This window comes from Dietzia alimentaria 72 (assembly GCF_000226215.1).
Classification (GTDB): domain Bacteria; phylum Actinomycetota; class Actinomycetes; order Mycobacteriales; family Mycobacteriaceae; genus Dietzia; species Dietzia alimentaria.
In genome coordinates this window covers 433,545-448,473 of record NZ_AGFF01000023.1, presented here as the reverse complement: position 1 = coordinate 448,473, position 14,929 = coordinate 433,545, and the positions used below count along the sequence as shown (strand labels likewise).

The 14,929-nt window shown below is 66.4% G+C and carries 13 protein-coding genes and 1 tRNA gene; 5 read left to right on the top strand and 9 right to left on the bottom strand.

The window, feature by feature from the left end:
- Nucleotides 1-32: 32 nt before the first annotated feature.
- The 3 genes from ON04_RS11520 to metH all read right to left on the bottom strand — a co-directional run bounded on the left by ON04_RS11520 (nucleotide 33) and on the right by metH (nucleotide 4,663).
- Entirely contained in the window at nucleotides 33-296 is a 264-nt protein-coding gene (locus tag ON04_RS11520) for a phosphoribosyl-ATP diphosphatase (RefSeq protein WP_010541772.1), read from the bottom strand.
- Nucleotides 293-1,009, bottom strand: a complete 717-nt coding sequence (locus ON04_RS11515) for an HAD family hydrolase (protein ID WP_010541771.1) — start codon at nucleotides 1,007-1,009, stop codon at nucleotides 293-295. Before ON04_RS11515 ends, ON04_RS11520 begins: the two co-directional genes overlap by 4 nt.
- A 93-nt stretch (nucleotides 1,010-1,102) precedes the next feature.
- Nucleotides 1,103-4,663, bottom strand: coding sequence for a methionine synthase (gene metH / locus ON04_RS11510; RefSeq protein WP_010541770.1), 3,561 nt, complete (start codon nucleotides 4,661-4,663; stop codon nucleotides 1,103-1,105).
- Between the two features lie 49 nt (nucleotides 4,664-4,712).
- Between metH and ON04_RS11505 the strand changes: the two genes are divergently transcribed.
- A complete protein-coding gene (locus ON04_RS11505; RefSeq protein ID WP_010541769.1) occupies nucleotides 4,713-5,636 on the top strand; it encodes a PAC2 family protein in 924 nt (307 codons plus the stop codon).
- A 28-nt stretch (nucleotides 5,637-5,664) separates the two neighbouring features.
- Here ON04_RS11505 and mshC read toward each other — a convergent pair whose 3' ends face one another.
- The 5 genes from mshC to ON04_RS11480 are packed head-to-tail and all read right to left on the bottom strand — an operon-like array spanning nucleotide 5,665 to nucleotide 9,960.
- Nucleotides 5,665-6,918 (bottom strand): cysteine--1-D-myo-inosityl 2-amino-2-deoxy-alpha-D-glucopyranoside ligase, encoded by a 1,254-nt coding sequence (mshC, locus tag ON04_RS11500; protein WP_010541768.1) that lies wholly within the window; start codon nucleotides 6,916-6,918, stop codon nucleotides 5,665-5,667.
- Between the two features lie 27 nt (nucleotides 6,919-6,945).
- The gene (locus ON04_RS11495; RefSeq protein ID WP_010541767.1) at nucleotides 6,946-7,731 is read right to left on the bottom strand and encodes an SCO1664 family protein; all 786 of its coding nucleotides are present in this window, start codon (nucleotides 7,729-7,731) and stop codon (nucleotides 6,946-6,948) included.
- Nucleotides 7,728-8,315 (bottom strand): DUF3090 domain-containing protein, encoded by a 588-nt coding sequence (locus ON04_RS11490; protein ID WP_010541766.1) that lies wholly within the window; start codon nucleotides 8,313-8,315, stop codon nucleotides 7,728-7,730. The genes ON04_RS11495 and ON04_RS11490 overlap by 4 nt, the downstream gene beginning before the upstream one ends.
- A 52-nt stretch (nucleotides 8,316-8,367) precedes the next feature.
- Complete coding sequence (locus ON04_RS11485) at nucleotides 8,368-9,072, bottom strand: histidine phosphatase family protein (RefSeq protein WP_010541765.1); 705 nt, start codon at nucleotides 9,070-9,072, stop codon at nucleotides 8,368-8,370.
- A gap of 42 nt (nucleotides 9,073-9,114) precedes the next feature.
- Complete coding sequence (locus ON04_RS11480; RefSeq protein WP_010541764.1) at nucleotides 9,115-9,960, bottom strand: undecaprenyl-diphosphate phosphatase; 846 nt, start codon at nucleotides 9,958-9,960, stop codon at nucleotides 9,115-9,117.
- A gap of 177 nt (nucleotides 9,961-10,137) precedes the next feature.
- On the opposite strand from ON04_RS11480, the gene ON04_RS11475 reads away from it, so the two are divergent.
- Together ON04_RS11475 and ON04_RS11470 are read left to right on the top strand one after the other, a co-directional pair.
- Nucleotides 10,138-11,169, top strand: a complete 1,032-nt coding sequence (locus tag ON04_RS11475) for a YncE family protein (protein ID WP_010541763.1) — start codon at nucleotides 10,138-10,140, stop codon at nucleotides 11,167-11,169.
- A gap of 35 nt (nucleotides 11,170-11,204) precedes the next feature.
- Nucleotides 11,205-12,272: a quinone-dependent dihydroorotate dehydrogenase gene (locus ON04_RS11470; RefSeq protein WP_010541762.1), complete on the top strand. Its 1,068-nt coding sequence runs from the start codon at nucleotides 11,205-11,207 to the stop codon at nucleotides 12,270-12,272.
- Nucleotides 12,273-12,275: 3 nt separating this feature from the next.
- On the opposite strand, the gene ON04_RS11465 is transcribed toward ON04_RS11470, so the two are convergent.
- A complete protein-coding gene (locus tag ON04_RS11465) occupies nucleotides 12,276-12,818 on the bottom strand; it encodes a YbhB/YbcL family Raf kinase inhibitor-like protein (RefSeq protein WP_010541761.1) in 543 nt (180 codons plus the stop codon).
- Nucleotides 12,819-13,006: 188 nt separating this feature from the next.
- On the opposite strand from ON04_RS11465, the gene ON04_RS11460 reads away from it, so the two are divergent.
- Both ON04_RS11460 and ON04_RS11455 read left to right on the top strand, forming a co-directional pair.
- Nucleotides 13,007-13,092, top strand: a tRNA-Leu gene (locus ON04_RS11460).
- Between the two features lie 142 nt (nucleotides 13,093-13,234).
- Nucleotides 13,235-14,683, top strand: coding sequence for an SDR family NAD(P)-dependent oxidoreductase (locus tag ON04_RS11455; RefSeq protein WP_010541760.1), 1,449 nt, complete (start codon nucleotides 13,235-13,237; stop codon nucleotides 14,681-14,683).
- Nucleotides 14,684-14,929: the final 246 nt, after the last annotated feature.

The window sequence follows — 14,929 nt, the reverse complement described above, 5'->3', positions numbered from 1 at the left end:
GGGTGCGTGGCGTGCAGACGATGAGTGGCGCTTTACAAGTGCTTGTAGACGTCGTCGAGACCGAGGCCGCGCTTGAGCATCATGACCTGGGTCCAGTACATGAGCTGGGAAATCTCCTCGGCGAGCTCCTCATCGGACTGGTACTCGGCGGCTATCCACACCTCGCCAGCTTCTTCGATGACCTTCTTGCCGAGGTGGTGCACTCCCTGATCGAAGGCGGCGACGGTGCCGGACCCCTCTGGGCGTGTGGCGATGCGGTCGGACAACTCGGCGAACAGCGAATCGAAGGTCTTCACGCGCCCGATTCTCCCACAGCGGCTCCCACGGGGTCGCCGGAGGTGAGGGCGTGGAGTCCGGCTGTGTTGACGCCCAACAAACTCGGGTACGTGTGGGCGCCAGCTACATCGGGTTGGCCGTCGGTCGAGGGCACGTAGAGCACCCGGCATCCCGCGGCCACGGCTGCGGTGGCACCGGTGACAGAATCCTCCACGGCGACTGCGGCGGTCGGATCGACCCCGAGCTGAGCACAGGCCAGCAGATACGGGTCCGGGGCAGGTTTGGCGTTGGTCACCATGCAGCCCGTCACCACTACGTCGAAGCGCGAGCGGCTGATGAACTCCAGCGGCACCACGGCCACATCCGCCGTCGTGTTGGTGACCAACGCCACCGGCGTGCCGGTGGCTGCGATGTTCTCCAGGAGCTCCTCCGCTCCGGGGCGCCACTGCATATCGGTGCGCATGAGTTCCGTGACACGGGAGTTGAGCATATGTGCCAGGCGATCGAACTCCTCCCCCTCGATCGGGTGACCGGTGTATTCGGCCAAGATCTCAAAGAACCCGTGGAGAGAGTTGCCGAGCGTTCGCTCACGGGTCGTCTCGTCAAGCGGACGACCCATGTGCTCGGCGAGCTCGTACACGGCCACATCCCAGAGGCGTTCGGTGTCAACGAGTGTGCCGTCCATGTCTAGGCAGACGGCAGCGGGTGTGATGTCATTCGAAATGCTGGTCACGGCCTACTGTCTACCCGAAGACTCTCACGCGGGGGTACCGGGCGAACCCGGCCCCCGACGCGGAACTGTCGAGGAGGGCGCGTCACGCTCCACTCAGACGTTGAAGTACTTCGCTTCAGGGTGATACAGCACGAACGCGTCCGTGGACTGCTCCGGATGAAGCTGAAGCTCCTCTGACAGTTCCACTCCGATTCGACCAGGCTGTAGCAACTCCACGACGATCTTTCGCGACTCCAGGTCCGGGCAGGCTCCGTAACCGAAGCTGTAGCGGGCTCCTCGGTACTTGAGGTTGAAATACTCCTGGATGGCGTCGGGATCTTCGTCCGACACCACGCCCTCCGGCAGACGCAACTCGTCTCGGACACGGCGGTGCCAGTATTCGGCGAGAGCCTCGGTCAACTGGACCGACATACCGTGGACCTCGAGGTAGTCACGGTAGTTGTCCGCCGCGAACAGTTCGTTGGCGAAGTCGGCGATTGGTGTACCCATGGTCACGAGCTGGAACGGCAGTACGTCCACCACGCCCTCGGCCTCACATCGCTCCTTGGAGGCGAGGAAGTCGGGGATGGACAGAAAGCGCGAACGTTGCTGACGCGGGAACGGGATCTTGTACAGCACCTCGGCGTCGGGCCGCGGTTCCGCCAGCACCCAGATCTCATCGCCGACCGAGTATGCCGGGAAGTACCCATAGACCACTGCGGCGTGAGAGAGGATGCCCTCGGTGGTCAGACGGCTGATCCAGTCGCGCAGGCGGGGCCGGCCCTCGGTGGCCACCAGTTCTTCGTAGTCCGGTCCCTCGCCGCCGCGGGTGCCACGCAAGCCCCACTGGCCGAAGAACAGTGCACGCTCGTCGAGGTGACCGGCGTAGTCGGCAACCGGGATGCCCTTGGCGATCCGGGTACCCCAAAACGGCGGGATCGCGATCGGCTGGTCCGCAGCGACATCGGAACGCTCGGGGACGACGACGGGATCAGCCTCCGCGGCCCGCTTGGCCGCGATCCGCTCGCTCCGCGCACGCCGTTCACGACGCTCGGCGGCCTTGGCAGCCGACTCGGATGACTCCGCCATCGGTACGCCTGTGCGCTTGGAGGTCATCACCTCGTCCATAAGACGCAGGCCCTCGAACGCATCGCGTGCGTAGAAGACATCCCCCTGGTACATCCCGGCCAGGTCGACCTCGACGTAGGCCCGCGTGAGGGCTGCGCCGCCCAGGAGGACCGGGAACTCGTCCGCGATGCCCTCGGTGTTGAGCTCGGACAAATTGTCCTTCATCACGACGGTGGACTTGACCAGAAGTCCCGACATGCCGATCACGTCGGCCTTGTGCTCGCGGGCGGCCGAGATGATGTCCGAGATCGGCCGTTTGATACCGATGTTCACCACGTCGTAGCCGTTGTTGGACAAGATGATGTCCACCAGGTTCTTTCCGATGTCGTGGACATCGCCCTTGACCGTGGCCAGCACGATCCGGCCCTTGCCGTCCTCGTCACTGGCCTCCATGTGGGGTTCCAGATGCGCGACGGCGGCTTTCATGGTCTCGGCCGACTGCAGGACGAACGGCAACTGCATCTGACCTGAACCGAACAGCTCGCCGACAGTCTTCATACCGTTCAGCAGGTGTTTGTTAATGATCTCCAGCGGCGGAATTTCCGCCATCGCGGAGTCGAGATCCCCCTCGAGGCCCTTGCGCTCGCCGTCGACGATCCTGGCGGAGAGACGCTCCATCAACGGCATAGCCGCCAGCTCCGCGGCCCGGGCATCCTTGGCGCTGGCCGCGGAGACGCCCTCGAACAGCTCCATAAAGACCTGGAGTGGGTCGTAACCTTCCCGACGTCGGTCGTAGACCAGGTCGAGGGCCACCTCGCGCTGGCGGTCGTCGATCTTGCTCATCGGCAGGATCTTGGAGCTGTGCGCGATCGCGGAATCCAGGCCGGCCTGGATGCACTCGTGCAGGAACACCGAGTTGAGCACCTGCCGAGCGGCAGGGTTGAGGCCGAAAGAGATGTTGGACAGCCCGAGAGTGGTGTGGAGTTTCGGGTGCTTCTCGGTCAAGCGGCGGATGGCCTCGATGGTCTCGATGCCATCGCGGCGTACCTCCTCCTGGCCAGTTGAAATGGGGAACGTGAGGCAGTCGATGATGATGTCGTCCTCATGCACACCCCAGTTCCCGGTGAGGTCGGCGATGAGACGTTCGGCGATCTCGACCTTGCGGTCCGCTGTGCGGGCCTGCCCCTCCTCGTCAATGGTCAGGGCGACCACGGTCGGCCCGTGCTCGGCGACCAACCGCATGATCTTCTGGAACCGGGAATCCGGCCCGGCCCCGTCCTCGTAGTTCACCGAGTTGACCGCACAGCGACCACCCAGGTGCTCGAGCCCGGCCTTGATGACTTCCGGCTCCGTGGAATCGAGCATGATCGGAAGAGTGGATGCCGTGGCGAACCGGCCGGCGAGCTCGGCCATGTCCCCGGCGCCGTCGCGACCGACGTAGTCAACGCACAGATCGACCATCTGGGCGCCGTCCCGCATCTGCTCCTTGGCGATGTCCATACAGGCTTCCCAGTCGGCGGCCAGCATCGCGTCTCTGAACCGCTTGGAGCCGTTGGCGTTGGTTCGTTCGCCGATCATGATTATCCCGGCATCGGCACGCAGAGGGGTGGAGGTGTAGAGCGAGGACACCGCGTTGATAGGCGAGACCCGGCGCTCGGCCTTGTCACGCGACCCGACCTCGGCCTTGAGTTTGGTGATGTGCTCGGGAGTGGTGCCACAGCAGCCACCGACCATGGACAGGCCGAACTCGGAGACGAAGTCCGCGACCTGGGGTCCGAACGCATCGGCGCCGAGCGGGTAGACGGCGCCGTGCTCGCCTAGTTCCGGCAGCCCGGCGTTCGGCATGACGGACACGGGGATCCGGGCGTGCTGAGACAGGTAGCGAAGATGCTCGACCATCTCGGACGGGCCCGTCGCGCAGTTGAGACCGATCATGTCGATGCCCAGGGGCTCCAGGGCGGTCAGAGCCGCACCGATATCCGAGCCCAGGAGCATGGTGCCGGTGGTCTCGATGGTGACGTGCGAGATTATCGGCAGCCGACGCCCGGCAGCGGCCATCCCGTCCTGGCAGCCGAGGACTGCAGCTTTGACCTGAAGCAGGTCCTGGCTCGTCTCGATCAGGTACGCGTCCGCACCTCCGCGCGCCAGTCCCTCGGCTGCCTGGGCGTATGCGGAACGCATTTCCTCGAACGTGGTCTGACCAAGTGAGGGCAGTTTGGTGCCGGGCCCCAGCGATCCGAGCACCATCCGCGGCGTGCCGTCCTCGGACGGGCCCATCTCGTCGGCGACCTTCCTGGCGATGGCCGCGCCCTTCTCGGCGAGCTCGCCGATCCTGTCGACGATGTCGTAGTCGCCGAGGTTGGACAGGTTACAACCGAAGGTATTGGTCTCCACCAGGTCGGCGCCGGCAGCGAAGAAAGCGCGGTGGATCTCTGCTACGACATCGGGCCGGGTGGCATTGAGGATCTCGTTGCAACCCTCCAGGCCGAGGAAGTCCTCGTCCACGCTGAGGTCGACCGCCTGCAACATCGTGCCCATCGCGCCATCACCGATCAGTACCCGCTGGCGGGCGGCATCCAGTAAGGGCGAGTCAAATTCGACAGACATGTGACCAGTGTATGGGTGCAACCAAATCGGACGTCCGTAGGCTGTACTGATGACTGTCGAATGGAGTCCGGACGGGCCTCTCGATCTGGAGAACCCGGTGATGATCGTGGCCTTTGAGGGCTGGAACGACGCTGCGGACGTGGCGACCGGCACCATTGAGCACCTGTCGCTGAACTGGGAGGCGCGACAAATCGCGGAGATCGGCGGCGACGACTTCTTTGACTACCTGGATCAGCGGCCCATCGTCCGCCACTCCGGTGGGGTGTCTCGTTCGGTGGAATGGCCACGCATCGTGGTGTCCGCCTGCCGACCGGATGGGGTGGCCAACGACGTTCTCCTGGTCCGCGGACCGGAGCCGGCGCTGAAGTGGCGACGGTTCGCCTCGGAGTTCGTGGATCTCGTGGACACACTGGGCGTGACTCAGGTGGTCATGCTCGGGGCTTACCTGGCCGACGTGCCCCACACCCGTCCCGTCCCCCTCACTGGCGCGGCGTTCAGTCGCGAACGTATGGCTGGCATGGGCGTCGAGTCCTCGGACTATCAGGGCCCGACCGGGATGACCGGCGTGCTGCAACAGTTGCTCACCGAGGCCGGCGTGCCGGCCCTGAGCCTGTGGGCGGGCGTGCCTCACTACGTGGCCTCGCCACCCAACCCCCGGGGCACCGAGGCGATGCTGTCCTGGCTGGGCGAGCACCTCGGGGTTCCGGTACCGATGGACGCGCTGCGGGTGCAGGCACGCACGTGGGCGGACCGGGTCGACGCCGCGGCCGGCGAGGACGAGGACCTGCGCGACTACATCCAGTCACTGGAGGACCGGATGGATGAAGAGTCCGGGGTGGACCATATGGATCCGGAACCGGACCGCGGACGAGCGGCCGACGGCGACGCGATGCCGCTCATCGACGGCGACGCGATCGCCGCGGAGTTCGAACGTTTCCTCAGGGGCGACAGGGACGAGCCGGACGCGGGCTGAGCTGTCCCGGAGGCGTCGGCAGCCCGGGTCAGTCGGATCGGAGCGAGATTCCCAACAGGCCGTCCAGAGCGGTCGCCACCGCCGCGCCTGCGGTCGGGTCCGACCGGTCACCGTCCAGGGACGCCGCGGCCCACGCGTCGACTACGGCGAGTGCACCCGGGGTATCGAGGTCGTCGGCCAGACGATCGCGTAGGTCGGCGATCATCGTTGCGGCATCCGCACCCGCGCTCAGGGAGATCGCCCGGGCCCACGCCGCGCTGCGCTCACGCGCCTTGTCCAGAAGGTCTGCCGACCAGGAGCGGTCGGTTCGGTAGTGCTCGGCGAACAGGCCCAACCGGATCAGGGCCGGGTCCACGCCGTCCTCAAGCAGCTTCTGAACGCGCACGAGGTTTCCGAGGGACTTACTCATTTTGACGCCGTCGAGACCGATCATGGCCGCGTGGACATAGAAACGCGCGAAGGGGGAACTGCCCGTGGCGGCTTCCGCGTGAGCGGCCGAGAACTCGTGGTGGGGGAAGGCCAGATCGCTGCCGCCGCCCTGGATGTCGAACTCCATCCCGAGCCGGTTGCGGGCGATCGCCGAACACTCAACATGCCATCCCGGCCGGCCCGCACCCCATGGGGACACCCACGACGGTTCACCGGGCCGTTCGACGCGCCAGAGCAGCGCATCCAGCGGATGCTCCTTTCCTGCTCGGTCCGGATCGCCACCGCGCTCAGCAAATGCGGCCGCCATCTCGTCGTCGTCATATCCCGACTGGTAACCGAAGTTCGCGGTGGCACGATGCCGGTAGTACACGTCCGAGAAGCCGTCGACGGCCGGATCGATTGTGTAGGCGTGGCCCCGCTCGATCAGCTCTCCGACCATCTCCACCACCTCGTCGATGGTCTCCGTGGCGGCAACGTAGTCGCGCGGCGGTAGGACGCGTAGAGCTTCCATGTCGGCTCGGAACAGGTCGGTCTCCCGGTCCCCCAGTTCCCGCCAGTCAACGCCGTCGCGCTCGGCCCGCTCGAACAGCGGATCGTCGACGTCGGTGGTGTTCTGCACGTAGTGCACCTCGTGTCCCGCGTCCAACAGGAGTCGGTACACGAGGTCGAACGTCAGGTACGTGGCCGCGTGGCCCAGATGGGTGGTGTCATAGGGGGTGATGCCGCAGACGTACATCCGCGCGACAGGCCCCGGGGCCACCTCGCGGATCCCGTTTCCGGCAGTGTCGAACAACCTGAGAGAGGCGCCGTCGCCGGGAACCGAGGGGACGACTGGCGAGGACCACGAATGCATGGGGCCGAGTCTAGAGAGTTCGCCGGTTCAGAAGAGCGGCCAGGGTAAGGGGTAGCCCGGGCCGGGTGCGGGAAAGACTCCGCCGGTGAGCAGTCCGTCGACGCGACGTTCCAAGGCCTCGATTTCAGCGCTTGTGAGCAGGTCGGACAGGGTGTCACGCAGTGACCCATGCGCCGCCAGGCCGTCCAGGACCTTGTGCAGACCCGCCAGGTCTGGTTCCGGCAACGGTTGTCCCGCCCACCCCCAGAGGACGGTACGGAGCTTGGGTTCGGTGTGGAAGGACAGGCCGTGATCGATCGCCCAGGTCTGGCCGGCCGTGTCCACAAGTACGTGCCCGCCCTTGCGGTCGGCGTTATTGACCACCACGTCGAATAACGCGATACGACGAAGTCGGGCGTCGGTTGAGTGAGCGACCACTACGTCCTCACCCTGTGCACCCTCCCCGCGGAGCACCGCGGCTCGTCCCTCGGGGAGCTCGTCGGCAGGATGCACGTCCACAGGATCGTGGTCGCCCACTCGTGAGCCGCGGTCTGCTTCCTCGACCCACCGCTGCGCCATTCCCCGCCCACCCGGTCCGAATGCCAAGACGGTCTTGGGAACCAGGTCCCAGCCGAGCGCCGCGGACACGTCATGGGCGGCGATCTCACGGGCGGCCAGACTGCCGTCCGGGAAGTCCATCAGGGGCCGCTCCCCCGCCGACGGCTTGTAGACCCACCCACCGCCCTCGGCGTCTTCGCAGCGGTAGACGGCGTTGCTCCCCGACGGGATCCGGTACAGGACGGTGAGCTCGGGGCCCGCCGGGCGGTCGCTCACGGATCTACGAGGTCGGCCAGCGCTTCACCCGAACGCGGCAGGTACCCGTTCAGGCGGATACACAGGTGCCCTGTGGTATCGATCGGCTCGCCGCACAGCGGGCAGGGGGCGCGTCCCGCCGAGACGACCTTCTCGCTGCGGAGCACGAACTGACGGGCCCTCTGCGGGCTCAAGAAGACGCGGAGCGCGTCGGGGGCGTCCTCGGAGTCTGATAGCACTACCGACTCGTCGGTCGAGGAGGGGTCCAGGGCGAGAAGTTCCACCACGATCTGGTTGCGCTCACCGTCCCAGCCCAACCCCATTGTGCCCACCTGGAATTCCGCGTCCACCGGCATCTCCAGCGGCGCCAGGTCGTCGACCGTGCCCGCCTCGGGAGGCACCGCCACATCCGATTTCTCGGCGATCTCGTCGAGCAGGTCTCCCATGCGCTCGGAGAGGATCAGGGCCTGCTGCTTCTCGCAACGCACGGAGACCGTGCGTCCGGATTCGGTGGCCTGAACGAAGAAGACTCGCTCGCCGGGCTGGCCGACGGTGCCCACCACGAACCGGGTCGGGTCGCGGAACTCGTGGACTTCCCTGCTCATGCCGGTCGTCTCCTCGTGTGTTGCCGGGTATGGGTGCTGGTGCTCAGGCTCATCAGGGTACGTTCCCGCCCGGGACCGCGTCCGAGCTTGCATGGCCCGGCGTCGCGTTGCCGACGTGCCCCGCGGGATCGCCGGCCAGGCTCGACAGGTCGCCGCCCGTGTCGTTTACCCGCAGTACGAACGGACGGTGCGGGGTGTAGCGCACCACCGATACCGACGCAGGTTCCACCACGATGCGCTGGAAGTGGTCCAGGTGCATTCCGTACGCATCGGCGAGGATCGCTTTGATCACATCGCCGTGGCTACACGCCACCCACAGGACGTCACGGCCCGCGGCGTCGGCCAGACGGCGATCGTGCATCCGGATCGCGGAAACCGCACGGATGGCCATCTGGGCTAGCGACTCGCCCTCAGGGAACGCGGCCGAAGAAGGATGTTGCTGCACGACGGACCAGATGTGTTCCTTGGCCAGATCCGTGAGTGTTCTGCCCGTCCAGGTGCCGTAATCCACCTCGATCAGACGGTCGTCGATCTCGGCCTCGATACCGAGGGCGGAGGTGAGCGGTTCGATGGTCTCCCGGCATCGCATGAGCGGCGACCGAACGACGGCTTCGACGGGTAGCGCCCCGAGTCGGGTGGACAGGTCCGCCGCCTGGCCACGGCCGGTGTCGTCGAGGCCAACACCGGGGGTGCGGCCCGCGAGGGTGTGTGCGGTGTTGGCGGTGGAGCGGCCGTGCCTGAGCAGGATGACGGTCATACCGGCAGGTTACCGACGGCGGAAGACTCCGGTGGTGAAGGGTCAGGTAGCGGGGATGATGCCCGCGGCGAGAAGGCCCATTACCAGTAGTCCGAGGAGGATCCGGTAGCCGGCGAACCACGCGATCGAGTGGGTGGAGACGAACCTGAGGAACCACGCGATGGCCGCGTACCCCACCACGAACGCCACGGCGGCACCGAGAAACAACTGGATGCCGCTGGCGGATTGTCCGACCGACGGCTCAAACGCGTCGGGGAGGCTGAACAGGCCGGAGGCGAGGACTGCGGGAATGGCGAGCAGGAACGAGAACCGGGCCGCAGCGGAGCGGGACATGTTGAGGAACAAGCCGGCTGAGATCGTGCCGCCGGAGCGGCTCACACCCGGGATCAGGGCCAGGCACTGTGCCAGACCCATGATGAGTGCGTCCTTCATTGTAAGGCCCTTGAGCGACGTCGCCTCGACCGGACGGTCCTGCCGGCCGAGCTTCTCGGCGAGGAGGAACACGAACGAGAAGGCGATCAGGACGATCGCCGTGATCCAGAGATTCCGTGCGGCGTCCCGGATGAGGTCCTTGCCCAGGAAACCGATCAACGCGATCGGAACGGAGCCGATAATCACGTACCAGCCGAGCCGGTAGTCGGCGTCGTCACGTCGGGTCGCGTCGAGCACCCCCCGGAACCAGGCGGCGAGAATGCGGACGATGTCCCTGAAGAAGAACGCCAGGACGGCAGCTTCGGTGCCGAGTTGCACGACCGCGGTAAACGAGGCGCCCGCGTCCGCACCGAACCACCACGTGGAGAAGATCCGCAGATGCCCGGATGAGGACACGGGCAGGAACTCCGTGAGCCCCTGGATAACGGAAAGGACGATGACCTGGAGCCAGGACATCTCCTCTGCACCTCCGGCGGCGAGGACGGTTGTGTTCACCGGTGAAGCTTCCTCTCGGGGTCGACGGGCGACATGACGCGGAGCGCATCGCCGCACGCAGTGAGGGTAGTCGGCCGGACCTGGACGGTGTCCGTTGACTCGGGTGATGGACAATGGCGGATAGTCGAAAGGAACCCCGTGCCCCTTCGTTACCTTTGTTCTTCCGTTCTGCCCGCCGTGCTGGTCACGGCCGCGGTCGGTCTCACTGCCTGTTCTCCGGCCAGCAGTGACCTTGAGGACAGCAACCGGATCGAGCAGGGCAACGCCTCCCCTGCAGAGTCGCCCCAGGTCTCAGATCCGCGTGAGGGCGAGGTGATCACTACCCCGGGTTCGGTGCGGGCCCTACTCGCTGTGGGTGACCGGGTGATTGCGCAGGTCGACGGTCCGCCGTCCCTGGAGATCGGGGACGTAGAGGGCACTCGGTGGACCCCCGAGAAGTCGGTGCCCCTGCCTGAGGACGCCGGCGTCGCGACCGTCGGTACCGACGGGACTGTGCTGGTTCCGCACGGCGACGGAGTTGTCCTGGTCGCCCCCGGCGGCGAGGTTCGTGAGCTGGACGGACTGGGCGCAGTCACGGCCGCGGCCCAGACCGCCGATGGCCGGGTGTTGACCGGCACCAGTGAGGGCGACGTGGTGGTCCGAGATGCTGACGGTGTAGAGCAGCACCGTATCGGCGGGCTGACGTCTGTCGACCGGATCAGTGTGGCGCGTGACGGTTCGGTGACCGTGTTGAGCCGCCCCGACACCGTAATAGCGAGCATCGACCTCTCCGATGAGGTCGCGGGCCCGCTGCTGCGGGCGGGCAGCGGCGCGGGGATGCTGGACGAGTTCGGTGAACGCTCCGTCGTAGCGAGCGATACGGTCGGCAGCACACTTCTGCTGTTCTCCACCTCGCCGGTCAGGCTACATCAGCAGTTCCCGGTCGCCTCTGCTCCGTGGGCCGTGGCCGAGGACGCCTCGCGTGGTGTCGTCTGGGTCACCTCAACCGGTACCAACACCGTCCAGGCGTACGATCTCGGCGACGGGATCGGGGTACGCCGGGCGGAGGTCAACACGGTGCGTCAGCCTGATTCGTTGGCCGTCACGGACTCCGGGACCGTGGTCGTGGGCTCGGCCGATGGCGCGGGTCTGCATCTGATCAGTCCCGCGCTGACCGAACCATCGAGCTGACCGCTCCCGACCATCCACATCCCCCGAGGAGAACCGTGTACGCACTGCTCAAGAGTGTGCTGTTCCGCTTTCCCGCGGAGCGAATCCACCACCTGGTATTCGGAGTCCTCAAGCTCCTCACACTCGTGCCGCCTCTGGGCACGCTCGTGCGCCGCATCCTGGCCGTGCGGGACCCCCTGCTGGCGCAGGACATCCTGGGGCGGACCTTCCCCGGCCCGCTCGGCCTCGCGGCCGGCTTCGACAAGAACGCCGCCGCCGTGGACTCCTGGGGAGCCATCGGGTTCGGGTTCAGCGAGGTGGGCACTGTTACCGCGTCGCCGCAGCCCGGCAACCCGACGCCGCGGCTGTTCCGTCTGATCGAGGATCGTGCGATTCTCAACCGGATGGGCTTCAACAATCACGGGGCCGGCAACGCCGCGAATAATCTCCGGAGGCGCCGCAGCAGCGACCCTGTGGGCATCAATATAGGCAAAACCAAGGTGGTGCCCGCAGAGGACGCGGTCCGCGACTACGTGGCCTCGACGACCATGCTCACAGGACTTGCCGACTATCTGGTGGTGAACGTCAGCTCCCCCAACACTCCGGGGCTGCGTGATCTGCAGGCCGTCGAGTCGTTGCGTCCGATCTTGACCGCGGTTCGCGACGTGGCCACGATCCCCGTCTTGGTGAAGATCGCCCCGGATCTGGACAACTCGGACATTGACGCGGTCACCGACCTCGTGCTGGAGCTCGGTCTGGCGGGGATCGTCGCGACTAACACCACCATCTCGCGGGATGGGCTCACCACACCTGCGCAACGCGTCGAAGCGCTCGGTGCCGGTGGAATTTCGGGAGCTCCGGTCGCGAGCCGTTCCCGCGAGGTCCTTGCACGGATCCACGGACGCGCCGGAGGTCGCATCGTGATCATCTCCGTGGGCGGTATCGAAACACCCGAGGATGTGTGGGAGCGCATCACGCACGGAGCGAATCTCGTCCAGACCTACACCGGATTCATCTTCACAGGACCCGAACTGGTGCGGGGCACCAACAAGCTGGTCGCACGGCGGCTCCGCCAGGGCGGGTTCGCTTCCCTGGCGGAAGCCGTCGGCTCTGCCGTGGGCTGAGCTCTACTGCTCGAAGAGCCCAGTTGTGGTGCCCCGAGCCAGTCCCTGGCCGAAGAGGTTGAAGCCGACGAACGCGCACGAGGCGTCGTCGTCGAGTTCGATACGTCCCCCCACCGCGTGCACGCCGAGGATGTAACGGTGCGGGCCGTGTCCCGCGGGCGGGGCCGCGCCCACGAACCCCTTGAAACCGGCGTCATTGCGGACCACTGCGGCGCCCTCGGGCAGCCCCGAGATGTCGTCTCCTGTGCAGGCACCCTCGGGTAGCGACGTGACGTCGGCGGGGATGTTAGCCACGGACCAGTGCCAGAAACCCGAAGCGGTGGGTGCGTCAGGATCGAACACGGTCACCACGTACGTCTCCGTGCCCTCCGGTCCGGCGCTCCAGCTGACCTGAGGCGATTTGTCGAGGCCGCCCTCCACCCCCATTTTACCGCCGAGCTGGGCGGCCGAGAGCGTCCCGCCTTCGGTGAACGACTCGCTGGTCACCTCGAGGGCGGGCAGGCTCGGCAGAGCAGCGTATGGGTCGGGCACTCGAAACTCTGTCATGGTGATCCTCCTGGGTCGGTCGTCGTGGAGGGGGTCCCTCCAATGGGTCACGTCCCTGTCTACCAGCGATGACCCGCTTGCGTGGGCTGTGGAGGAGGCCCGATTTGGTCGCCGGTTCAGGCATCGGATAGTGTCATTCCTCGCACGACCAAGCTGGACACGATCCGGTGTGGTCGGCAGGTGTGCAAGCGCGAGTGGCGGAATGGCAGACGCGCTAGCTTGAGGTGCTAGTGTCCTATTAACGGACGTGGGGGTTCAAGTCCCCCCTCGCGCACACTGTGTCGAGACAGTAGAAGGGTCCCGGTTCCTCAAGGAGCCGGGACCCGCTCTCGTTTCAGGCTCCGCGCCGGTCACCAGGGCCCCAGCCCGGGTGGACGGTTTAGGGTCCGACCCCCTCGTCGTCGTACCGTGTCTTGGTGACCGGCATCGATCAAGACGACTTCGACACCTTCCAACGGGTCCTCGACCAGGCGGCGGCGCTCGACATCGATCATCCCGACTCGATCCGCGTGCAGCGGTCAGTGGGCCACATGTTCAAACTCCTCAAGAAGACTCGCCGCGCCGAGGTGCGCAGGGAGCGGCAGGACGCCGACAAGTCGGTGATCGAAGCTACCGCGACCGGATCGCCCACCCGTATCGATGACGAGACCGCCGGCATCCGTCTCGTCTCGAATACCCCCGGTGCCGTCGCAGGCCATCTCCAGCGTGCGATGGCGTGTTACGTCTGTAAGCAGCGTTTCACCCAGGTGGATGCGTTCTATCACCAGCTTTGCCCGAACTGCGCCGCCGCCAACCGGGCTCGCCGCGATCCGGAGATGGACTTGACGGGGCGGCGGGCACTGCTGACCGGTGGTCGCGCCAAAATCGGTATGTACATCGCGCTCATGCTGCTGCGCGCCGGCGCCGACGTCACCATCACGACGCGCTTCCCCCGCGATGCGGTCCGCCGCTTCGCGTCGATGGACGACTACTCCGACTGGTCCGATCGCGTACACGTGATGGGAGTGGATCTGCGTGATCCCGCCCAGGTCGTGGCGCTGGCGGACGAGGTGGCCGCCGCCGGACCGTTGGACATCCTCATCAACAACGCCGCTCAGACCGTCCGCCGCTCCCCGGGTTCGTACTCCGGACTGGTCGAGGGCGAAAATGCGCCGTTGACCGGCCGGGCGGCGGACATCCCGCTGGTGACCATGGGCCGCACGTCCGAGTTGCACCCGGCGGCCCTCATGGGCGGCGAGTCCGCTCTGATCGGCAGCGACGAGGCTGAACGGGAGGCCGGGCACATCGCCACTCTCGCGCTGCAAGCCGGGTCGGCATCGCTCGAACGCATGGCCGCCGGGACCGCCATCGACGCGGGTGGTCTGCTTCCGGACGTGGTGGACCACAACAGTTGGGTGGCCACCGTCGAGCAGGTCGAGCCCATGGAGATGCTCGAGGTGCAACTGTGCAACTCTGTGGCCCCGTTCATTTTGGTCTCACGTCTACGTCCTGCCCTGGCGGCGTCGAAAGCCCGGCGGAAGTATGTCGTGAACGTCTCCGCGATGGAGGGCCAGTTCTCGCGCCGTTACAAGGGCGCCGGCCATCCGCACACCAACATGGCCAAGGCCGGCCTGAACATGCTCACCCGCACCTCTGCCGAGGAGATGTTCATCGAACACGGGATACTCATGACGGCCGTGGACACCGGATGGATCACCGACGAGCGTCCGCACGTCACGAAGGTGCGCCTGCACGAGGAGGGCTTCCACGCCCCGCTCGATCTGGTGGACGGTGCGGCGCGGGTGGTGGATCCGATTGTGCGCGGCGAGGCAGGCGAGGATCTCTATGGCTGCTTTCTGAAAGACTTCCAGCCGAGCCCGTGGTGAGCCCGGCTCCCGTCCCGGGCGGTCGCGGAGCGAGACTGTAACCGGTGCTAGGCTCCACCGAATGTTCCGGCGGCCTGCACAGGTGCCCGGAAACGCGCTGTCGTCCCACTTCACCGCCCCGGGAGAGTTCATGAGGTCTGTCGCTGCCGCCTTGATCGTTATCGCTGGTGGGGCGGTCGTCGCAGGAATTTCAGCACGGCGCGAGGCGGTGGCCGCGGGTGAGGTGGAGCCCCCCGCGGTGGCAAT

Coding starts and splice junctions, on each gene's coding strand:
- metH (WP_010541770.1), bottom strand. CDS start 4,663: ATGTCTGTCGAATTTGACTCGCCCTTACTGGATGCCGCCCGCCAGCGG.
- ON04_RS11505 (WP_010541769.1), top strand. CDS start 4,713: ATGACTGTCGAATGGAGTCCGGACGGGCCTCTCGATCTGGAGAACCCG.
- mshC (WP_010541768.1), bottom strand. CDS start 6,918: ATGCATTCGTGGTCCTCGCCAGTCGTCCCCTCGGTTCCCGGCGACGGC.
- ON04_RS11490 (WP_010541766.1), bottom strand. CDS start 8,315: ATGAGCAGGGAAGTCCACGAGTTCCGCGACCCGACCCGGTTCGTGGTG.
- ON04_RS11485 (WP_010541765.1), bottom strand. CDS start 9,072: ATGACCGTCATCCTGCTCAGGCACGGCCGCTCCACCGCCAACACCGCA.
- ON04_RS11480 (WP_010541764.1), bottom strand. CDS start 9,960: ATGTCCTGGCTCCAGGTCATCGTCCTTTCCGTTATCCAGGGGCTCACG.
- ON04_RS11465 (WP_010541761.1), bottom strand. CDS start 12,818: ATGACAGAGTTTCGAGTGCCCGACCCATACGCTGCTCTGCCGAGCCTG.